The 19,684-nt window shown below is 59.5% G+C and carries 31 protein-coding genes and 1 pseudogene; all 32 read left to right on the top strand.

Annotation, left to right across the window (positions count from 1 at the left end):
- Positions 1 to 1,173 precede the first annotated feature (1,173 nt).
- Positions 1,174 to 1,482 carry a 30S ribosomal protein S10 gene (rpsJ, locus tag AC1DA5_RS05240; protein ID WP_058237857.1) on the top strand — a complete coding sequence of 103 codons (309 nt, stop codon included), beginning with the start codon at positions 1,174 to 1,176 and terminating at the stop codon, positions 1,480 to 1,482.
- Positions 1,483 to 1,493: 11 nt separating this feature from the next.
- Entirely contained in the window at positions 1,494 to 2,162 is a 669-nt protein-coding gene (gene rplC / locus AC1DA5_RS05235; protein ID WP_058237167.1) for a 50S ribosomal protein L3, read from the top strand.
- A gap of 1 nt (position 2,163) precedes the next feature.
- A complete protein-coding gene (gene rplD / locus AC1DA5_RS05230) occupies positions 2,164 to 2,820 on the top strand; it encodes a 50S ribosomal protein L4 (RefSeq protein WP_058237856.1) in 657 nt (218 codons plus the stop codon).
- Positions 2,817 to 3,122 (top strand): 50S ribosomal protein L23, encoded by a 306-nt coding sequence (gene rplW / locus AC1DA5_RS05225; RefSeq protein ID WP_058237166.1) that lies wholly within the window; start codon positions 2,817 to 2,819, stop codon positions 3,120 to 3,122. The genes rplD and rplW overlap by 4 nt, the downstream gene beginning before the upstream one ends.
- Positions 3,123 to 3,149: 27 nt before the next feature.
- The gene (gene rplB / locus AC1DA5_RS05220) at positions 3,150 to 3,986 is read left to right on the top strand and encodes a 50S ribosomal protein L2 (RefSeq protein ID WP_058237165.1); all 837 of its coding nucleotides are present in this window, start codon (positions 3,150 to 3,152) and stop codon (positions 3,984 to 3,986) included.
- A 15-nt stretch (positions 3,987 to 4,001) separates the two neighbouring features.
- Entirely contained in the window at positions 4,002 to 4,283 is a 282-nt protein-coding gene (gene rpsS, locus AC1DA5_RS05215; protein WP_058237164.1) for a 30S ribosomal protein S19, read from the top strand.
- 31 nt (positions 4,284 to 4,314) lie between these two features.
- Positions 4,315 to 4,686, top strand: a complete 372-nt coding sequence (gene rplV / locus AC1DA5_RS05210) for a 50S ribosomal protein L22 (RefSeq protein WP_058237163.1) — start codon at positions 4,315 to 4,317, stop codon at positions 4,684 to 4,686.
- Positions 4,686 to 5,534, top strand: coding sequence for a 30S ribosomal protein S3 (gene rpsC / locus AC1DA5_RS05205; RefSeq protein ID WP_058237162.1), 849 nt, complete (start codon positions 4,686 to 4,688; stop codon positions 5,532 to 5,534). Before rplV ends, rpsC begins: the two co-directional genes overlap by 1 nt.
- 5 nt (positions 5,535 to 5,539) lie before the next feature.
- A complete protein-coding gene (gene rplP, locus AC1DA5_RS05200) occupies positions 5,540 to 5,959 on the top strand; it encodes a 50S ribosomal protein L16 (RefSeq protein WP_058237161.1) in 420 nt (139 codons plus the stop codon).
- Complete coding sequence (gene rpmC, locus AC1DA5_RS05195; RefSeq protein ID WP_058237160.1) at positions 5,959 to 6,192, top strand: 50S ribosomal protein L29; 234 nt, start codon at positions 5,959 to 5,961, stop codon at positions 6,190 to 6,192. Before rplP ends, rpmC begins: the two co-directional genes overlap by 1 nt.
- Positions 6,193 to 6,197: 5 nt before the next feature.
- Entirely contained in the window at positions 6,198 to 6,476 is a 279-nt protein-coding gene (rpsQ, locus tag AC1DA5_RS05190; protein ID WP_480289457.1) for a 30S ribosomal protein S17, read from the top strand.
- Positions 6,477 to 6,568: 92 nt separating this feature from the next.
- A complete protein-coding gene (gene rplN / locus AC1DA5_RS05185) occupies positions 6,569 to 6,937 on the top strand; it encodes a 50S ribosomal protein L14 (RefSeq protein ID WP_058237158.1) in 369 nt (122 codons plus the stop codon).
- Positions 6,937 to 7,371, top strand: coding sequence for a 50S ribosomal protein L24 (gene rplX, locus AC1DA5_RS05180; protein ID WP_058237157.1), 435 nt, complete (start codon positions 6,937 to 6,939; stop codon positions 7,369 to 7,371). The genes rplN and rplX overlap by 1 nt, the downstream gene beginning before the upstream one ends.
- Before the next feature lie 2 nt (positions 7,372 to 7,373).
- Complete coding sequence (rplE, locus tag AC1DA5_RS05175; protein WP_070726977.1) at positions 7,374 to 7,919, top strand: 50S ribosomal protein L5; 546 nt, start codon at positions 7,374 to 7,376, stop codon at positions 7,917 to 7,919.
- A 2-nt stretch (positions 7,920 to 7,921) separates the two neighbouring features.
- Positions 7,922 to 8,107 carry a type Z 30S ribosomal protein S14 gene (locus tag AC1DA5_RS05170; RefSeq protein ID WP_058237155.1) on the top strand — a complete coding sequence of 62 codons (186 nt, stop codon included), beginning with the start codon at positions 7,922 to 7,924 and terminating at the stop codon, positions 8,105 to 8,107.
- A 64-nt stretch (positions 8,108 to 8,171) separates the two neighbouring features.
- On the top strand, positions 8,172 to 8,570 hold the full coding sequence (gene rpsH / locus AC1DA5_RS05165; RefSeq protein ID WP_058237154.1) for a 30S ribosomal protein S8: 399 nt from the start codon (positions 8,172 to 8,174) through the stop codon (positions 8,568 to 8,570).
- A 15-nt stretch (positions 8,571 to 8,585) separates the two neighbouring features.
- Positions 8,586 to 9,122 (top strand): 50S ribosomal protein L6, encoded by a 537-nt coding sequence (rplF, locus tag AC1DA5_RS05160; protein ID WP_058237153.1) that lies wholly within the window; start codon positions 8,586 to 8,588, stop codon positions 9,120 to 9,122.
- Complete coding sequence (gene rplR, locus AC1DA5_RS05155) at positions 9,122 to 9,493, top strand: 50S ribosomal protein L18 (protein WP_058237152.1); 372 nt, start codon at positions 9,122 to 9,124, stop codon at positions 9,491 to 9,493. The genes rplF and rplR overlap by 1 nt, the downstream gene beginning before the upstream one ends.
- A gap of 29 nt (positions 9,494 to 9,522) precedes the next feature.
- Entirely contained in the window at positions 9,523 to 10,224 is a 702-nt protein-coding gene (gene rpsE / locus AC1DA5_RS05150) for a 30S ribosomal protein S5 (RefSeq protein ID WP_058237151.1), read from the top strand.
- Complete coding sequence (rpmD, locus tag AC1DA5_RS05145) at positions 10,224 to 10,406, top strand: 50S ribosomal protein L30 (protein ID WP_058237150.1); 183 nt, start codon at positions 10,224 to 10,226, stop codon at positions 10,404 to 10,406. Before rpsE ends, rpmD begins: the two co-directional genes overlap by 1 nt.
- Positions 10,407 to 10,408: 2 nt before the next feature.
- Positions 10,409 to 10,894, top strand: a complete 486-nt coding sequence (gene rplO, locus AC1DA5_RS05140) for a 50S ribosomal protein L15 (RefSeq protein WP_070726976.1) — start codon at positions 10,409 to 10,411, stop codon at positions 10,892 to 10,894.
- Between the two features lie 234 nt (positions 10,895 to 11,128).
- Positions 11,129 to 12,421 carry a preprotein translocase subunit SecY gene (secY, locus tag AC1DA5_RS05135; RefSeq protein ID WP_058237148.1) on the top strand — a complete coding sequence of 431 codons (1,293 nt, stop codon included), beginning with the start codon at positions 11,129 to 11,131 and terminating at the stop codon, positions 12,419 to 12,421.
- Positions 12,418 to 12,984 (top strand): annotated as a pseudogene (locus AC1DA5_RS05130) (adenylate kinase); the annotation flags it as partial. The gene secY and the pseudogene AC1DA5_RS05130, both read left to right, overlap by 4 nt.
- Before the next feature lie 269 nt (positions 12,985 to 13,253).
- Positions 13,254 to 14,105 carry a type I methionyl aminopeptidase gene (map, locus tag AC1DA5_RS05125; protein ID WP_480289455.1) on the top strand — a complete coding sequence of 284 codons (852 nt, stop codon included), beginning with the start codon at positions 13,254 to 13,256 and terminating at the stop codon, positions 14,103 to 14,105.
- A gap of 242 nt (positions 14,106 to 14,347) precedes the next feature.
- Positions 14,348 to 14,569: a translation initiation factor IF-1 gene (gene infA / locus AC1DA5_RS05120; RefSeq protein WP_058237146.1), complete on the top strand. Its 222-nt coding sequence runs from the start codon at positions 14,348 to 14,350 to the stop codon at positions 14,567 to 14,569.
- 41 nt (positions 14,570 to 14,610) lie between these two features.
- Complete coding sequence (rpmJ, locus tag AC1DA5_RS05115) at positions 14,611 to 14,724, top strand: 50S ribosomal protein L36 (protein ID WP_003790577.1); 114 nt, start codon at positions 14,611 to 14,613, stop codon at positions 14,722 to 14,724.
- 155 nt (positions 14,725 to 14,879) lie between these two features.
- Entirely contained in the window at positions 14,880 to 15,257 is a 378-nt protein-coding gene (gene rpsM / locus AC1DA5_RS05110) for a 30S ribosomal protein S13 (RefSeq protein WP_058237145.1), read from the top strand.
- Positions 15,258 to 15,310: 53 nt separating this feature from the next.
- A complete protein-coding gene (gene rpsK, locus AC1DA5_RS05105) occupies positions 15,311 to 15,718 on the top strand; it encodes a 30S ribosomal protein S11 (protein WP_058237144.1) in 408 nt (135 codons plus the stop codon).
- 161 nt (positions 15,719 to 15,879) lie between these two features.
- On the top strand, positions 15,880 to 16,881 hold the full coding sequence (locus AC1DA5_RS05100) for a DNA-directed RNA polymerase subunit alpha (protein WP_058237143.1): 1,002 nt from the start codon (positions 15,880 to 15,882) through the stop codon (positions 16,879 to 16,881).
- Positions 16,882 to 16,965: 84 nt separating this feature from the next.
- On the top strand, positions 16,966 to 17,541 hold the full coding sequence (gene rplQ, locus AC1DA5_RS05095; RefSeq protein WP_058237142.1) for a 50S ribosomal protein L17: 576 nt from the start codon (positions 16,966 to 16,968) through the stop codon (positions 17,539 to 17,541).
- 434 nt (positions 17,542 to 17,975) lie between these two features.
- Positions 17,976 to 18,725 (top strand): ROK family protein, encoded by a 750-nt coding sequence (locus tag AC1DA5_RS05090; RefSeq protein ID WP_058237141.1) that lies wholly within the window; start codon positions 17,976 to 17,978, stop codon positions 18,723 to 18,725.
- Entirely contained in the window at positions 18,713 to 19,618 is a 906-nt protein-coding gene (gene truA, locus AC1DA5_RS05085; RefSeq protein WP_058237140.1) for a tRNA pseudouridine(38-40) synthase TruA, read from the top strand. Before AC1DA5_RS05090 ends, truA begins: the two co-directional genes overlap by 13 nt.
- The last annotated feature ends 66 nt before the right edge of the window (positions 19,619 to 19,684 follow it).

The raw sequence follows: 19,684 nt of genomic DNA, 5'->3' as shown, positions 1-19,684 counted from the left end.
CTGAGCCGTTCTACTTTGAACTGTTCCGCCTCGAGCTTTTTGCTCCTAGCTGTCTATCTGCCTGTTTCCCACCGGTTGTTTACCCAACTGTCGATCTCGGCAGCATTCCGTTTGAGTAAACGAAGGTGAATTGGCTGTGACCTGCACCGATGCAGTCGCGCCAAGGGATGTCCTTCCATAGGTGTCCTTGAGATCGACAGATGGGTAGAGGTGGGGAAAGGGCAGTGCTGGAAAGAAGTCTCTGCAGAGATTAGGAGTGAAGGCGCGGTGGCGCCGCAAGAACTCCTCCGATCGGCTACGCGAACAATCTTGTAGGTATGCCTATGTGCTAGACCTAACATCTATTGTTTGCGAATGCTTCTCGAAGGAGTTCCGAAAAAACTTCGAACACGGATACTCCGCAGATCTTTTCGTTAAGACTTCCCTCCCTCTACCCGAGTGTCGATTTGAAGGCTGAAAGTTCCGGTCCTGCTTCCCTAGCAGCCCCTTGACCAGCTGTGATGCGTGGAAGTCTCAGCGGAGAATCGTCGATTCGACCCTCAGATCGACAGTTGGGAACTGGGGGATAGGGCAAGTGAGGGACAGGACTAAGTGGGGAGGGCCCGAGCGGAAGAAGGGGCTATGGGGGGGTGAGGGGACCAAGTGGGGAACGGGCATGAGGTGGAGATGGGAGCAAGTGAGCGCTGAGAATTGAACGGACGAGCACATTGTGGAAGGGCAGACTGCCGAGTGACAGGCTGTAGAGAGACAGGGTGAGGTGGAAGGATGGCACGCGGGCAGAGTGCGGATGGGCAGGCTGGGGTAGCTGAGGGGGTGCACCAGCGATAGTGATACTGACGACAATTCTTGGCAGCAGGGTGACAGAATGTGCCTCCGTGGGCCCGTAGCAAGGCATAAAAGCTGGATAGCAGGCTAGTTGTCAGGTGATTCACACCGGTTTTTGCCTGAGCGGACTTGAACCAACGAGGGGTTTTCTGTCAAACTAATCAGGTTGCCCCGCGAGGGTGGGGCTCATCCAGACCAAAATCTGGCCGGGCTTTATAGCCCGAGTTCTTTAGATAAGACAACGGTCCGTCCCTCACCCGAGGGAAACCGCGTACGAATGTGTCGCGAATTGCGACACGCCCGAATGCGGGGACCGGTGACGAAGCTGTACGAGAAGAGGTAGACGGCATGGCGGGACAGAAGATCCGCATCCGGCTTAAGTCCTATGACCACGAGGTCATCGACAGCTCCGCGCGCAAGATTGTGGAGACCGTGCAACGCGCGGGCGCCACGGTCGTGGGCCCGGTGCCACTGCCGACCGAAAAGAACGTGTTCGTCGTCATTCGGTCGCCCCACAAATACAAGGACAGCCGCGAGCACTTTGAGATGCGCACACACAAGCGGCTCATCGACATCATCGACCCGACTCCGAAGGCCGTCGACTCGCTTATGCGTCTTGACTTGCCTGCGGACGTCAATATTGAGATCAAGCTCTGAGGACATCTGCAATGACAACTGATACCAAGCAGAAGGCCAGCACGCCCATGACGGCGCTGTTGGGCCGCAAGCTCGGCATGACCCAGGTATGGGACGCCGAAGGGCGTCTTGTCCCGCTCACTGTCGTGCAGGTCGGCACCAACGTCGTCACACAGGTGCGTACCGAAGAGGTTGACGGTTACTCTGCGATTCAAATCGGTTACGGCAAGATTGACCCCCGCAAGGTGACAAAGCCTCTCGCGGGACACTTTGCCAAGGCAGGCGTGGAACCACGTCGCCACCTAGCCGAAGTTCGCACAACCGAGGCCGATAACTACGCAGCGGGGCAGGAACTCGACGCAACCGTGTTTGAAGCGGGACAGCATGTTGACGTTTCCGGAAACACCAAGGGCAAGGGATTTGCCGGTGTGATGAAGCGTCACGGCTTTGCAGGCGTGGGAGCCTCTCACGGCGCCCACCGCAATCACCGCAAGCCAGGCTCCATTGGTGCCTGTGCAACACCTGGTCGCATTTTTAAGGGACAGCGCATGGCCGGCCGTATGGGCAATGCGCGCCGCACAATTCAGAATCTGACGATCCAGGCTGTGGACGCCGAAAAGGGCCTCCTGCTCATTAGCGGCGCAATCCCCGGCCCGAAGAACGGTATCGTCCTGGTTCGCACGTCCGTGAAGGGTGCGTGACATGACTGATAACCAAACCACGCGCACGATCGATGTGCTCGACCGTGAGGGCAAGAAGGTCGACACGATCGACCTGCCCGGTGAAATTTTCGACGTGCCGGCGAACATTCCGCTGATGCATCAAGTCGTCGTGGCGCAGCTTGCTGCGGCCCGACAGGGAACACACGCGACCAAGACCCGTGGCATGGTTTCCGGCGGCGGCAAGAAGCCGTACCGCCAGAAGGGAACCGGTAACGCTCGTCAGGGCTCCATCCGCGCACCGCAGTTCACCGGTGGCGGAGTGGTTCACGGACCTCAGCCGCGTAACTACGCACAACGCACCCCGAAGAAAATGAAGGTCGGCGCTCTGCGCTGCGCACTGTCCGATCGCGCTCGTAACGATCGCATTCACGTTGTGACTTCATTGTTCGAGGGCGACAAGCCGTCCACCAAGACAGCTCTGAAAGCTCTGCGGACAATCGTTGCTGGCAACGACAACGTCCTGGTGGTCCTTGAACGCGGTGAAGATCTGACGGCACTGAGCCTGCGCAACCTGCAGGAAACTCACATTCTGTGGGTTGATCAGCTCAACACCTATGACGTCCTCGACAACGACGATGTCATCTTCACCAAGGGCGCCCTCGAGACTTTCCTCGGTACTAAGGAGGAGACCAAGTGAGCGCACTCGAATCCACCAAGAACCCGCGCGACATCATCTTGAAGCCTGTCGTGACTGAGAAGTCATCGATCCTGATGGATCAGGGCAAGTACACATTTGAAGTTGATCCTCGCGCCAACAAGACCGAGATCAAGATTGCTGTCGAGGCAATCTTTGGTGTCAAGGTTGCCTCTGTCGCGACCCAGAACCGTAAGGGTAAGGAATACCGGACCCGCAACGGAATCGGAAAGCGCAAGGACGTCAAGCGAGCAATCGTGACCGTTCGCGAAGGCACCATCGACATCTTCGGCGATCAGGCCTGAAGGCAGCCGGAGAGGTAGAGGAACATTATGGGAATCCGCAAATACAAGCCCACAACGCCGGGCCGTCGCGGCTCAAGTGTGTCGGACTTTGCTGAAATCACGCGTTCTACGCCAGAAAAGTCGCTGCTGCGTCCGCTGAGCAAGACCGGTGGTCGTAACGCGCACGGCCGCGTGACCTCGCGTCACCGCGGTGGTGGCCACAAGCGCGCCTACCGCGTGATCGACTTCCGTCGCCATGACAAGGACGGCATCCCCGCCGTTGTGGCTCACATCGAATACGATCCGAACCGCACCTCGCGCATCGCACTGCTGCACTACGAGGACGGAGCCAAGCGTTACATCCTGGCACCGGCCAACCTGTATCAGGGTGACCGCGTGGAAGCAGGCCCACAGGCTGATATCAAGCCAGGTAACTGCCTGCCGCTGCGTAACATCCCTCTCGGTACCGTCGTGCACGCAGTTGAGCTGCAGCCCGGTGGTGGCGCGCAAATCGCGCGTTCCGCTGGAGCGTCTGTGCAGCTCGTTGCCAAAGAAGGCCGCTTCGCGCAACTGCGTATGCCTTCCGGTGAAATCCGCAACGTTGATGCTGCATGCCGTGCAACTGTTGGCGAGGTCGGCAACTCCGATCACTCCAACATCAATTGGGGTAAAGCAGGCCGTATGCGTTGGAAGGGCAAGCGCCCCCACGTTCGCGGTGTTGTGATGAACCCGGTCGACCACCCGCATGGTGGTGGTGAGGGCCGTACCTCTGGTGGTCGCCATCCGGTGTCACCGTGGGGCAAGCCCGAGGGCCGTACCCGTCGTCCGAACAAGGCCAGCGACAAGCTTATCGTGCGCCGTCGCCGGACCGGCAAGAAGCGCTGATAAGGAGCTGAAAATATGCCGCGTAGTTTGAAGAAGGGCCCCTTCGTCGACGACCACCTGCTCAAGAAAGTCGACAAGGCCAACGAAACCAATTCAAAAGCCGTCATCAAGACATGGTCACGCCGCTCAGTGATCACCCCAGACTTCCTGGGCCTCACATTTGCGGTGCATGACGGCCGCAAGCACGTCCCGGTGTTCGTCACCGAGGCGATGGTGGGTCACAAGTTGGGAGAATTCGCTCCCACTCGTACCTTCCGAGGCCATGACAAGGACGATCGCAAAGGACGTCGGCGCTGAGCCGGCCCTAGGGAAGAAAAGGCAGGATTTCATGGAAGCCAAGGCGCAGGCGCGTTACGTTCGCGTCACGCCCCAGAAGGCACGCCGCGTGGTGAACGAAGTTCGCAACAAGCGTGTCCTGGAGGCAGCCGACATTCTGCGGTTCGCTCCGCAGGCCGTCGCAACCGATGTCCAGAAGGTGCTTCACAGCGCTGTCGCCAACTCCAAATTCAAGGCTGAGCTGGCAGGGGAGGCTTTTGACGAAGCCGACCTGCTGGTCCTCGAAGCCTTTGTGGACGAAGGCCCGACTATGAAGCGTTTCCGCCCCCGCGCACAAGGACGCGCCGGACGGATCCTCAAGCGCACCAGCCACATCACCATTGTGGTGGGCACCAAGGACGACAAGCAGAAGGGAGACCAGTAATGGGGCAGAAGGTTAACCCAACCGGGTTCCGTCTGGGAATCACCACCGATCACCGGTCCCGCTGGTTCTCCGACTCAACCACCAAAGGCCAGAGCTACGCAGATTACGTAGCCGAAGACGTCGCCATTCGTCGCGCTTTGTCTGAAAGCCTTGAGCGCGCCGGCATTTCGAAAGTTGACATCGAGCGCACCCGCGACCGCGTGCGCGTCGACCTGCATACCGCGCGTCCCGGCATTGTGATCGGACGTCGTGGCGTCGAGGCAGATCGCCTGCGTCAATCTCTCGAGAAGCTGACTGGCAAGCAGGTCCAGCTCAACATCCTCGAGGTTCGCAACCCCGATCTGGACGCACAGCTGGTTGCTCAGGGCATCGCCGAGCAACTCGCAGCACGTGTCTCGTTCCGTCGCGCCATGCGTAAGGGCATCCAGTCCGCACAGCGTGCAGGCGCCAAGGGTATTCGTGTCCAGGTGTCCGGCCGTCTGGGTGGAGCCGAAATGTCTCGCTCCGAGTTCTACCGTGAAGGCCGTGTGCCGTTGCACACCCTGCGCGCGAACATCGACTACGGCTTCTTTGAAGCTCGTACCACCTTCGGTCGCATTGGCGTCAAGGTGTGGATCTACAAGGGCGACATGACCGAGCGCGAATTTGCTCGCCAGCAGGCTGAGCAGCAGAACCGCGGCGGACGCCGCGGTGATCGTCGCGGACCCCGTCGCGGCGGCCGTGGAGGCCAGGGACGCGGTGGACGTCAGCGCAACCAGGAACGCGCAAGCGAAAACACGCAGCCAGAAAAGGCTCAGACTGAGCCCCAGGCCGAACAGCCGGCTGCCGATCAAGGAACGGAGGCCTGAGTCTTATGCTCATTCCCCGTCGGACCAAGTTCCGCAAGCAGCATCGTCCACACCGCACTGGTGTGGCTAAAGGCGGCACCGAGCTGGCCTTCGGCGACTACGGCATCCAGGCTCTTGAAGGCGCCTATGTCACGAACCGTCAAATCGAGGCAGCTCGTATCGCGGTGACCCGTCACGTGAAGCGTGGCGGCAAGGTGTGGATCAACATCTTCCCTGACCGCCCGCTGACCAAGAAGCCCGCAGAAACCCGTATGGGTTCCGGTAAAGGCGCTCCTGAATGGTGGGTCGCCCCCGTCAAGCCGGGCCGCATTATGTTCGAACTGGGCGGCGTTTCCGAGGAGCTCGCTCGCGAAGCTCTGAGCCGTGCCCAGCACAAACTTCCAATGAAGACCCGATTTGTGGTCCGAGAGGGTGGTGAACTCTGATGGCCGACAAAGGTCTGACGACCGCCGACCTGGATGCAATGGACGCAGCACAGCTGTCCAAGGAGCTCGAGAAGGCTAAGGCTGAACTGTTCAACCTGCGCTTTTCCCAAGCCGTCGGTTCCCTCGAGGACCATGGACGCATGAAGGTAGTTCGTCGCAACATTGCCCGGATCTACACCATTAGCCGTGAGCGGGAGCTCGGCTTCCGCACAGCCCCCACTACGAAGGAGTGAGTCGCATGTCCGAGACCACTAATGAGGCTGTCGCACGTAATTTCCGTAAGGTTCGTCGTGGCTACGTGACCAGCGACAAGATGGATAAAACCGTCGTCGTTGAGCTCGAAGACCGCATGAAGCACGCACTTTACGGCAAAGTCATGCGTAAAAAGAAAAAGGTTAAGGCCCACGACGAGAACAACGAGTGCCACGTCGGTGACCTCGTTCGCATCATGGAGACCCGCCCGCTGTCAGCCACCAAGCGCTGGCGCGTCGCGGAGATCATCGAAAAGGCGAAGTAATTCGTCCTCATAGACCATCATCCGTTCGGTCAGGCTCTAGTGGCGCAACCGCGCTGCGATGAGAACCGGCACGACGACAGGAGTCACACACAATGATCCAGCAGGAGTCGCGACTGAAAGTCGCTGATAACACAGGTGCAAAGGAGATCCTGACCATCCGTGTTCTCGGCGGTTCGGGTCGACGCTACGCCGGAATTGGCGACACGATTGTCGCCACCGTCAAAGACGCTATCCCAGGCGGCAACGTCAAGAAGGGCGAAGTCGTTAAGGCGGTCGTCGTACGTACGCGTAAGGAAACGCGTCGTTCCGACGGTTCCTACATTCGATTCGATGAAAATGCCGCAGTGATTCTCAACAGCAATGGGGAGCCACGCGGGACGCGTATTTTCGGACCTGTCGGCAGGGAACTGCGCGACAGGAAGTTCATGCGCATCATTTCACTTGCCCCGGAGGTGCTCTGATGGCAGCGAAGATTCGTAAAGGGGACCTCGTCGAGGTTGTCCGTGGACGCACGTCAGACGAGGCCAAGCTCGCCAAGCGCAACGAGCGCCGCGAAGCTGAGGGCCTTGAACCCCTCAAGCCAGGTGACAAGGGCCGCCAGGGTCGCGTCATCAAGGTGTTCCCGAAGGAACAGAAGGTCCTGGTCGAGGGTGTCAACCTGAAGACACGTCATGTGCGCCAGGGACAGTCCCAGAACTCAAGTGGCGGCATTGAAACAGTGGAAGCACCGATTTCACTGTCCAAGGTCGCTCTGGTTGATCCCGACACAAAGCAGCGCGTTCGCGTGGGCTTCAGGGAAGACCAGGTTGAGCGTGACGGTCGTACCCGCACCGTGCGTGTTCGCGTGACCCGTGGTCGCGTGGCAGCAGGTATCGAGCAGGGCAAGGAGATCTGATCATGGCCCCGCGTCTGAAAGAAAAGTACAACTCAGAGATTCGTCAAGCGCTGCGTGACGAGTTCAAGCACAGCAACGTCATGGAGGTGGGCGGTCTCACCAAGATCGTCGTCAACATGGGCGTTGGTGAAGCTGCTCGTGACTCGAAGGCACTTGAAGGAGCACTGCGCGACTTGACGGCAATCACCGGCCAGAAGCCTGTGACGACCAAGGCCAAGAAGTCCATCGCACAGTTCAAACTGCGTGAAGGCCAGCCCATCGGCGCACACGTCACCTTGCGTGGCGATCGCATGTGGGAGTTCCTTGACCGTCTTCTGTCGACCGCTCTGCCCCGTATCCGCGACTTCCGCGGACTGTCATCGAAGCAATTTGACGGCAACGGCAATTACACCTTCGGTCTGTCGGAACAGTCCATGTTCCACGAGATCGATCAGGACAGCATCGACCGCGTGCGCGGCATGGACATCACAATCGTGACCTCAGCCCGCACCGATGAGGAGGGCCGTGCACTGCTACGTCACCTCGGCTTCCCCTTTAAGGAGGACTGACCATGGCTAAGACGTCTCTCAAGATCAAAGCCGCGCGCGCCCCGAAGTTCGGTGTCCGTGGCTACACCCGGTGCAGCCGGTGCGGACGCCCGCGCTCGGTCTACCGCAAGTTCGGACTGTGTCGAGTCTGCCTGCGTGAGCTCGCCCTTCGTGGCGAACTCCCAGGCGTGACAAAGAGCAGCTGGTAAGCACTACGTCGTAGGTCCCGGGGACCCCGGTGGAAACCGCGACGAGGAAGGGGAATTAGTCCCCATGACAATGACTGATCCCATCGCAGACATGCTGACGCGTCTGCGTAACGCAAACTCGGCTCAGCACGAGTCGGTCTCCATGCCGTACTCCAAGCTGAAGGCCGCCATTGCGAACATCCTGGTGGAAGAGGGCTACATTGCCTCGACCTCCGTCGAGGATGCTCGCGTTGGCAAAACACTGATCCTCAATCTCAAGTACGGCTCCAAGCGTGAGCGTGCAATTGAAGGTCTGCAACGCGTGTCCAAGCCAGGCCTGCGCGTTTATGCGAAGTCGACGAACTTGCCGAAGGTCCGCGGCGGACTGGGTGTGGCTATTCTGTCCACATCTTCTGGTCTGCTGACCGACCGTCAGGCATCCGACAAGGGTGTAGGTGGGGAAGTCCTCGCCTACGTCTGGTGAGAGGGGGAACCGACAATGTCACGAATCGGTAAGAGCCCAATCGCAATCCCGTCGGGAGTTGACGTCGACATCAAGAGCGCCACAGTCACGGTGAAAGGCCCCAAGGGCGAACTGAGCCATGAGCTTCCTCATCTGATCTCAGCACGCGTCGAGGACGGCCAGATCATCGTCGAGCGTGCGGATGACGGCCGCGAAGCCCGTTCACTGCACGGACTGAGCCGTTCACTGATCAACAACATGGTTGTGGGCGTGACCCAGGGCTTCAGCAAACAGCTCGAGATCACCGGCACCGGTTACCGCGTAGTCGCCAAGGGCAAGGACTTGGAATTCTCGCTGGGATTCTCCCACACCGTTCCGTTCAAGGCCCCTGAAGGCATTGACTTCACGGTTGACTCACAAACGAAGTTCACGGTCTCAGGCATCGATAAGCAACTCGTCGGTGAAACTGCAGCGCGGATTCGTAAGATCAAGAAGCCTGAACCGTACAAGGGCAAGGGTATTCACTACGTGGGTGAAACGATCCGCCGCAAGGTCGGAAAGGCTGGTAAGTGATGGGCTACTCCGTCAAAGGCAAAGGCAAAGTTGTTGCGCGTAAGCGTCGCCATCAGCGTCTTCGCAAGAAGATCAGCGGCACTGCCGAGTGCCCGCGCTTGGTCGTGACCCGTTCGAACCGTCACATGGTCGCACAGGTCATCGACGATACGGTTGGCAACACCCTCGTGTCTGCTTCCACGATGGAAGACGAATTTGCTTCGGCAGAAGGCTCGAAGGTGGACAAGGCTCACCGTGTAGGCGAACTGATCGCAGAGCGCGCCAAAGCTGCTGGCATCTCCGCAGTGGTCTTCGACCGCGCAGGATACAAGTATCACGGCCGCGTCGCGGCTGTCGCAGAGGCCGCCCGTGAGGGCGGATTGAACCTCTGAAAGCGACTGAGGGAAAGAGAGATCAACTGATGGCTGCAGCGCAGCGAAGCAGAAACGGTCAGGAATCCTCCGGGCGCAACGAACGTGACAGCGAGCGTCGCGATCGCCGCCAGGGGCGTAACACTGACCGTCGCGACAACCGTCGCAACGAAGACAAGAACCAATACATCGAGCGTGTCGTCACGATCAACCGCGTATCCAAGGTGGTCAAGGGTGGACGTCGCTTCAGCTTCACCGCTCTGGTAGTGGTGGGCGATGGCGAAGGCACTGTCGGCGTCGGCTACGGAAAGGCCAAGGAAGTTCCCCAGGCTATTTCCAAGGGCGTTGAAGAAGCTAAGAAGTCCTTCTTCCACGTGCCCATGATCCGCCGCACGATCACTCACCTGGTCCAGGGCGAAGATGCAGCCGGAATCGTGCTGCTGCGTCCCGCTACACCAGGTACCGGCGTTATTGCCGGCGGCCCTGTGCGCGCCGTCCTCGAGGCAGCTGGCGTACAGGACGTGCTGACCAAGTCGCTCGGATCCGACAATGCACTCAACATCGTCCGTGCAACGGTGGCAGCTCTGAAGCAGCTGGAAACACCTGAAGCAGTGGCTGCACGTCGCGGACTTCCGGTGGAGCGTGTTGCTCCGTCCGGCATGTTGCGCGCACAGGCAGAAGGCGAAGCGGAAAAGAAAGCTCAGGCCGAGCAGAAGGAAGCCGCCAAAGCCTCCGCAGGGGTGAGTGAATAATGGCAAAACTCAAGATCACGCAGGTTCGATCAACGATCGGCGCCAAGCAGAACATGAAAGAGACCATGCGTACCCTTGGGCTGCGCAAGATCCGCCAAAGCGTTGTGCGTGAGGATTCCGAGTCAGTTCGCGGAATGATCAACACAGTGCGACACCTGATTACAGTGGAGGAGGCTGACTGATCATGGCGAAATCAACGTCGAACAAGACGACTGAGGAAGCCCCCGCAGGCATCCTCAAGCTGCACGACCTGCGTCCCGCCAGGGGAGCCAATAAGGCCAAGATCCGTGTGGGTCGTGGTGAAGGCTCCAAGGGTAAAACCGCCGGCCGCGGCACGAAGGGCACCAAGGCCCGCCGTTCCGTCCCAGCTGGCTTCGAGGGCGGCGCCAAGCCGATTCATGTGCGTCTTCCTCAGCTGCGCGGATTCAAGAATCCGTTCCGCGTGGAATACCAGGTGGTTAACGTCGGCAAGCTGCAGGAACTGTTCCCCGAGGGCGGCTCCGTTTCATCGGAAGACCTGGCTCAAAAGGGAGCTGTTCGTGACGGACACCCGGTCAAGGTCCTCGGAGGCGGGGAAGTGACCAGCGCATTCACCCTGGATGTGGATGCATGCTCACAATCGGCTCAGGACAAGATCACGCAGGCTGGTGGCACCGTCACGGTGCGATAAGTCCGAAACACGGTGGGGGTGGTTTGTTAGCCAAACCACCCCCATAGTGTCGCAGGTCGATCACATGGGCGCAGATGGCGCGTCATCGGGTCGCCCTCGGCAATGAACTAACGAAAAACCGCGGTGTAGCCAATCCAATTGACGTGAGACGTGCTAACTCGGGTAGGCTAGGCACGGTGAGTAAAGTTGTGATTGCGTCAAGCTGTCACACCATCAACCTAGGAAGAGGAAGCCGTGTTAAGTGCCTTCACACAGGCGTTCCGCACTCCTGACCTGCGTCGGAAGTTGCTGTTCTCCTTGATGATCATGGCGGTATTCCGCCTCGGAGCATTTATCCCGACCCCAGGCGTCAACACTGTCAACGTGCAGAAGTGCCTGGCAACTCAGGAAGAAGGATCCCTGCTCGGGCTCGTCGACCTGTTCTCAGGCGGCGCGTTGCTCCAGCTGTCGATCTTCGCGCTCGGCATCATGCCGTACATTACGGCGTCGATCATCGTCCAGCTTCTGCGAGTTGTCATTCCTCGATTCGATGACCTGCACAAGGAAGGTCAGACGGGTCAGGCCAAGCTCACGCAATACACGCGGTACGGCACAATCTTCCTCGGCGTACTGCAGTCGACCACCATGGTGTACATGGCGCGCTCGGGCAACATGTTCCCCGGCTGCCAGCACGACATCATAGCTGACCGGTCCATCCCCATGTACCTCGTGATGATCGTTACTATGACCGCGGGTACCGCCGTCATCATGTGGCTGGGTGAATTGATCACTGAGCGTGGCATCGGCAATGGCATGTCACTGCTGATCTTCACGTCGATCACCGCTCGTATGCCTGCTCAGTTGTTCTCGATCGGACAAGGTGGCGGCTGGGGCAAAGTTGCCGCAATTGTCGGCATGATTCTCGTAGTCGCACTTGCCATTGTCTACATCGAGCAATCACAGCGCCGAATCCCCGTTCAGTACGCCAAGCGCATGATCGGCCGCCGCATGTACGGCGGTTCCTCGACATACATCCCGCTGAAGATCAATATGTCGGGCGTTATCCCCGTCATCTTCGCGTCATCGATCCTGGCTATGCCGGTGATGATGGCGAACTTTGGCTCACCAGAATCGACGTGGGTGCAGTGGGTGCGTTCAAACTTCAACCACCAGTCATGGCTCTACCTCGTGCTGTACGCCCTGATGATCCTCGGCTTCGCATTCTTCTACACTTCCATCACCTTCAACCCGGACGAGGTTGCCGACAACATGAAACGCTACGGCGGTTTCATCGTGGGGTACCGTGCTGGACGCCCGACCGCTGAATTCCTGCGTTACGTCATGAACCGCATTACCACGGCGGGTGCGTTCTACCTGATGATTGTCGCCCTTGTACCGTCGCTGATGATGATCCCACTCGGTCTGCAGAATGGACAGATGCCGTTCGGTGGTACCACGCTGCTGATTATGGTCGGCGTCGGCCTGCAGACCGTGAAAGAAATCAACACTCAGCTCGAACAACATCATTACGAGGGATTCCTTCGATGACAGCTATTATCCTGCTCGGTCCTCCTGGAGCGGGCAAAGGAACTCAAGCAAGCATAATTGCATGCAAACTCGGCATCCCGGCCATTTCAACAGGGGAAATTTTCCGCGCCAACATTGCCGAACAGACGGAACTCGGCATCCTCGCACAGTCCTACATGGATCGCGGCGAACTTGTTCCCGACTCGGTCATCAACCCGATGGTGCATGCTCGCCTGAAGGCGCCTGATGCCGCTGAGGGCTTCCTGCTCGATGGCTATCCGCGCACTGTTGAGCAGGCACATGCTTTGCGTGACACGCTCGCTGACCTGGGAACCGAACTTGACGTGGTGATCGAGCTTCAGGCGGATGAAGATCAGGTTGTGCACCGCATGCTCAAGCGCGCAACCGAACAGCACCGCTCAGACGACACTGAGCCGGTTATCCGTCATCGCCTGGCGGTTTACCATACGCAAACTGAGCCGGTCGCCACGTACTATGTCGATCAGGATCTGCTCGAAGCAGTCGATGCGAACGGGTCGGTCGAAGAAGTCAGCGAACGCATTTTTGCCATTCTCGATTCACTGAACGGTGCCGGCTCCGGGAGCGGTGCTGACTCAGCGGACGGTGCCGGCGCGGATGAGGTGACGGGCGGCCAGGCCACCCTCGACGATCCTCGTGATCCGTGGTTCGAAGCCCACCAAAACGGTGAAGGAGAGTGCTGCGGGGCGGAAGAATTCCCCGAAGATGACCCAGCCGAGGCTTCGGAGCCTGCCAGCTCCAGCTCGTCTGACCAGGGCGGCGCTGCTGCCTCGGCAAATGCGGATGCTTCGGTCTCAGAAGGTCGCTGAGGACGATGGGTCACGCGCGTATTGAGCTGAAAACCAGGGATCAGATTCTGCAGATGCGTCGCGCAGGTTTGATCGTGGCGGATATCCACGCAGCACTGCGCCGCGCGGCTCAACCAGGCGTCACATTGACGGAACTGGACCGCATCAGTGCCGAAGTGATTTCCCAGGCGGGAGCGACCTCGAATTTCCTGAACTACTTCGGTTACCCGGCGACGGTCTGTATCAGCGTCAATGACACTGTTGTGCACGGCATTCCGAATGATGATGTCCTGCGCAACGGCGACATCGTCTCCTTCGACTGCGGAGCCTACGTGACGCACCACGGCCGCGGCTGGCACGGTGATGCCGCGTTCTCCATGATTGTGGGCGATGAACAGGCCGCATCTCAGCGCCGGCGTGAACTCAACGAAGTGACGCGCGCTGCTATGTGGCGTGCGATCGCAGCGTTGGCTTCTGCTCGCCGCGTCAGCGCGGTGGGACAAGCTGTTGAAGACACCTGCGAGGATTACCGGGACACGTTCGGGTGGGAAGCACAGATCGTTGAAGAATTCGGCGGACACGGCATCGGAACGGCGATGCATCAACCGCCCGACGTGTTGAACTACCGTGCGACCGGGATCAGCCCGCGTCTGAAGCCAGGTATGGTGCTGGCGGTCGAACCCATCCTCGTGTCGGGCAATCCTGCGACGCGCACCGAAGCTGACGGGTGGACTGTGCACACGCTGGATCACAGCGATGCCGCGCACTGGGAGCACTCCGTTGCCATCATGGAGGAGGGCATTTCAGTCCTGACTGCGCCAGACGGTGGGGTAGAGGGCCTGGCTCCTTACCGAGTAACCCCCATTTCACTGGACTGATACACGCAGCCTGCGTATTTCTGATTGCTGTGTGATCGGCGCTCCAGGCGTCGCCCTCGTCAATATGGAAGGCAACTCGAGTCCGGCGCGTGAGGGATATCCCACTGAATGGGCTTCACCGGCGTTGCATCCTCCTCTAGAATGGACAGTCGGGCTGACTTTCTTGCCGATTGGCGAGGGAAACGCCCGCCACGGTTTCGGCCGTGAGCCCTACTGACAAACGTAGAGGATAGACGGAGGACATGGCGAAGAAAGACGGAGTTATTGAGGTCGAAGGCACCGTTATTGAGGCGTTGCCGAACGCGATGTTTCGTGTTGAGCTCACCAACGGTCACGAAGTTCTGGGATACATCTCAGGAAAGATGCGTCAGCACTACATTCGTATCCTGCCTGAAGACCGCGTAGTCGTCGAGCTCAGCCCGTATGACCTTGAAAAGGGTCGAATCGTCTACCGATACAAGTAAACCGACACAACAAGCGTCGCCTGGCGACGTGGAGGTGCACCATGAAGGTCAAGCCTAGTGTCAAGAAGATCTGTGACAAGTGCAAGGTGATTCGTCGCCACGGCAACGTCATGGTTATTTGCGACAACCCCAGGCACAAGCAGCGTCAAGGCTGAAAGCCGTAGCTGCTCAGTGGCAGTGAGCCACTGGCGGGCGATTTGCCCACAGCACACCGTCGACCGCGCAAGCGGGACCCCTGGTTCGGAGGCCGGGGCTGATTGATGGATCAGAGACGGGGTGACGACCTCCGAAAACCATGTGGAGAAAAGTCATGGCACGTATTGCCGGCGTTGACCTCCCCCGTGAAAAGCGGATGGAGATTGCGCTTACTTACATTTACGGTGTGGGACGCACCCGCGCCAAGGAAACACTTGAAGCAACCGGGGTCAGCCCCGACCTTCGCGTACGCGACGCCAGTGAAGAAGATATGGTCAAGCTGCGCGACTACATCGAGGCCAACTTTAAGGTCGAAGGCGACTTGCGTCGTGAGGTCCAAGCCGATATCCGCCGCAAGATCGAGATCGGATGCTACCAGGGCATGCGCCACCGTTTTGGCCTGCCTGTTCATGGTCAGCGGACGAAGACAAATGCGCGTACCCGTAAAGGACCCAAGCGCACCGTGGCTGGCAAGAAGAAAGCCACCAAGTAACTCATAGAGCTGGGTGATGAAACCTGGCCCCCTCGACTTCAAAAGGAAAATCAATGGCTGTCAAGTCTACTCGCTCATCTTCGGCGCGTAAGCCGCGTCGTAAAGAGCGCAAGAACGTCACGCACGGCAAGGCGTTCATCAAGTCGACGTTCAATAACACGATCGTCTCCATCACCGATCCCACCGGCGCTGTCCTGTCATGGTCATCGTCCGGTCAGGTCGGTTTCAAGGGCTCACGTAAGTCCACCCCGTTCGCCGCTCAGCTTGCCGCTGAGGCTGCAGCACGTCGCGCGCAGGAACAGGGCATGAAGAAGGTTGACGTTTTCGTCAAGGGCCCGGGCTCCGGCCGCGAAACGGCGATTCGTTCGCTGCAGGCCGCTGGTCTTGAGGTTGGATCCATTCAGGATGTCACTCCGCAGGCTCACAACGGTGCACGTCCCCCGAAACGTCGCCGCGTCTGAAAGACCCGTGTGAGGGACGAGGGCGATCCGTCCGCGTCCCACGTCACGATGTTCCCACACAAGTGGGAACCATCTGCACCCTGTTTTTTCCGTCACTGTTCGCGTGACGGGACCACAAATCCGACATCATATAGCGGTTGTCGGAAAGAAAGGACCAAGACGTGCTCATTGCAGAACGCCCCATCCTCTCAGAGGAGAAGGTGAGCGATTACCGCTCCCGTTTCACTCTTGAGCCACTCGAGCCTGGGTTTGGATACACACTGGGTAACTCCCTGCGCCGTACATTGCTGTCGTCCATTCCGGGCGCAGCGGTCACCTCGATCCGCATTGACGGTGTGCCACACGAATTCCACACGGTGGAAGGCGTGAAGGAAGACGTCGCTGAGATCATCCTGAACATCAAAGACATCGTTCTGTCCTCTGAAGAGGATGAGCCTGTCGTGATGTACCTGCGCAAGGCTGGCCCCGGTGAGGTCGTCGCAGGGGATATTACTCCTCCTGCAGGCGTGGAAATCCACAACCCTGACCTTCATCTGGCAACGCTCAATGAGAAGGGCAAGCTCGAGATTGAACTGACGGTTGAGCGTGGCCGTGGCTACGTTTCCGCTGCTCAGAACAAGGATCCGCAAGCTGAGATCTCCCGCATCCCGATCGATTCGATCTACTCGCCGGTGCTCAAAGTGACATACAAGGTGGAGGCCACCCGTGTCGAGCAACGCACCGACTTTGATCGTCTGATCATCGATGTGGAAACCAAGCCAGCTATCAGCCCGCGCGATGCTCTCGCGTCAGCCGGAAGCACCCTGGTGGAGCTCTTCGGCCTCATGCGTGAACTGAACGAGGAAGCAGAAGGCATCGAAGTGGGCCCATCGACTACCGATGAGACCCTTGCGCAAGACCTGGCCTTGCCGATCGAAAGCCTGAACCTGCAGTCCCGTTCGTACAACGCGCTGCGTCGACGCGGCATTCTCACCGTGGGTGAACTCGTTGCCCACTCTGAGGCTGACCTGCTGGATATCCGCAACTTCGGAACCAAGTCCATCGAGGAGATCAAGGAAGCCTTGGCATCCTTGGGTATGACCCTCAAGGATGCAGTCATGCCTGAACGCGCCGGCGGAGAAGACGCCGGAAACGTTCAGTTCAGTGACGACCAGTCTTTCTGATCGAATCCACTTTGCGTCCGTGCCGCCTCCAGCGGCCGTCATCGATGGACGAGGACGCCCAAACAAACTGTGTAGGAGAAACTCATGCCCACCCCTAAGAAGGGCCCACGTTTGGGTGGCAGCCCAGCGCACCAGAAGCTGCTGTTGGCTAACCTTGCTGCTCAACTGATCGAACACCGTGCGATCACCACGACCGAGGCCAAGGCCCGCGCGCTGCAGCCGTACGTTGAAAAGCTGGTCACTAAGGCAAAGCGCGGCGACATTCACGCTCGCCGTACGGTTGCCCGCAAGATCCCGAACAAGGATGTCCTGTACATGCTGTTCGACGAGGTCGTTCCGGCCATGGATCCAGAGCGCAACGGTGGCTACACCCGCATCACCAAGCTGGGGCCGCGCCGCGGCGACAATGCTCCGATGGCTCGTATTGAGCTTGTCATGGAGAAAGTCGAGAAGAAGGCTGTCGTTGCCGACGCTGAGCGTACCGCTTCGAAGGCTGCTGCAAAGTCCGGTAAGGATTCCAAGGCGACCGGCAAGGCTGACGAAAAGGCCGAGACCGAAGCTGAAGCAGCAGAAACAGCCGAGCCGGCTGCTGACGAAGCCGCTTCACAGGAGTCAGCTGACGACAAAGCTGAAACCGAAGCTGAGGAAGCTGCCAAGTAGTCATGCACCGTCGTGACCTGCTGATCTGACTGGCACTGCGCTGATTGAGCGGTGACCAGTCCAGCGGATGGCTGATCGGAAGCTGGGTAAACCCCGTGTGGGTTTACCCAGCTTCCGTGTATTCGCGCGGTTGGTGTGCCGGCCGTGTCGGATGCTCTTTAGGTGGAGCCCGTGTGCACTCGCCCCTCGTTCCCCAACTGTCGATCTCACTGGGGCCGCGCAGCACGAACCCGACCCGAAATTGCTGTGACCAGCACGGATGTGTTGCAGGCCAGTCGGTGACCCCGCAGAGTTCACGCGAGTTCGACAGTTGGGGACATGCAGGGGAGGGGTAGAGCCGCGGATGGGTCGCCCTCGTCAATGAACAGGAAGCTGGCGTGGGGCGGACAGCTCGTTGGAAACCCGAGGTGAGAGCAAGCCATTATGCTAAGAACATGTCTGAAGAGATGACCCTCGCTGTCGACTGCGGCGGGGGCGGAATCAAAGCCTCAGTGCTCGACTCGCGCGGAACGCTGACCGCATCGCCGGTGCGCACGCCCACGCCCTACCCGCTCCCTCCCGAACTGCTCGTCAAGACCACACAGGACCTTGCCGCGCAACTGCCTGCCGCCACGCGCGTCACGATGGGAATGCCTGGCATGCTGCGCCACGGAGTGGTCATCACGACTCCGCACTACATCACGCGTGACGGCCCGCGATCACGGATCCTGCCTGAACTGGTCGAGCAATGGGCCAACTTCGACATGGGACGGGCACTTGAAGCTGCTCTGGGCATGCCGACACTGGTGCTCAACGACGCTGAAGTGGCCGGCGCAGGTGTCATCACGGGCACGGGCCTCGAAATGATCGTGACCCTGGGGACCGGGCTGGGAAACGCGGTTTTCGATTCAGGTGTGCTCGCGCCGCACGTGGAAGTATCGCAGGGATTTGTGCGATGGGGACTGACCTATGACGACTACATTGGCGAGCATGAACGCCTCCGGCTGGGAGACGCGCACTGGTCTCGACGAGTGCGCCGAGTGATCGACGGCCTGCGCCCGATGTACGTGTGGGATCGCCTGTACCTGGGTGGTGGAAACTCGAAACGCGTCACGGCGATGAACCGGGCCAAACTCGGTGACGACGTGGTGATCGTTCCCAATGACGCCGGCATCATCGGCGGTGTTCGCGCATGGACACTGTGAGGGCGCGGCTTGACCTGGCATACGACGGCACCTTCTTCCACGGCTGGGCCGCACAGCCCGGACTACGCACCGTGGAAGGTGAACTGGTTCGAGCCCTGTCGCTGATCGCCCGCCAGGAAGTGGCGGTGACTGTGGCGGGACGCACCGATGCGGGAGTGCACGCAGATCATCAGGTGGCTCACGTCGACCTGCCGGCGCAGGTGTGGGACAGCCTTCCGGGAAGGTCCTCGCGCACACCCGAAGATGCGCTGGTTGACCGTCTGGCCTCTCTGCTTACCCGCGCGCACGGTGATTTCATGAAGGCGCACGGGCTGGTGTCGCCGAGAGGGTACTGCGACGTTGCGCTTCTGAGTTCTCATCGCGTGCCGGAAACCTTCGATGCGCGTTTCAGCGCTGTGGGGCGTCACTATGTGTACCGGCTGCTTGACCAGCGCGCGGGCAGTGACCCCTTTTCCGGGCGACGCATCTGGACGGTTCCTGCACGCCAGACGCTTAATTTGGAAGCCATGGCTGAAGCTGCTTCCAGCGTCATCGGTGAGCATGATTTTCTGTCCTTTTGCAAGCCGCGTGAGGGCGCGACCACGATCCGTACGCTCCGCCAGCTGGACGTCGTGGCGGCGGGGGAAACGTCGCCGATCCTGGTGCGCGTCCATGCTGACGCTTTTTGCCACTCAATGGTGCGATCCCTGGTGGGAGCACTGATTGACGTGGGGACAGGCCGCCGCTCGCCGGCGTGGATGAGACATCTGCTGGATGCGCGTTCGCGTGAGGCAGCCGCTCCGCTGGCTCCGGCGCATGGCTTGACTTTGGCGCACGTGGACTATCCGCCTGCCGATCAGTGGGCACAGCGCGCGCAACAGACCCGCGCGGTCCGCTCTTTGGGCTGCTGCTAGGTGGACTGTTTTGCTGCCGTGTTGCAGATGACCGGCTTCGTTGGGATTCAGGATGGACGAGGGCGG

It is taken from the genome of Pauljensenia sp. C0254C2, assembly GCF_056583835.1.
This window is presented reverse-complemented; position numbering and strand designations above follow the sequence as displayed.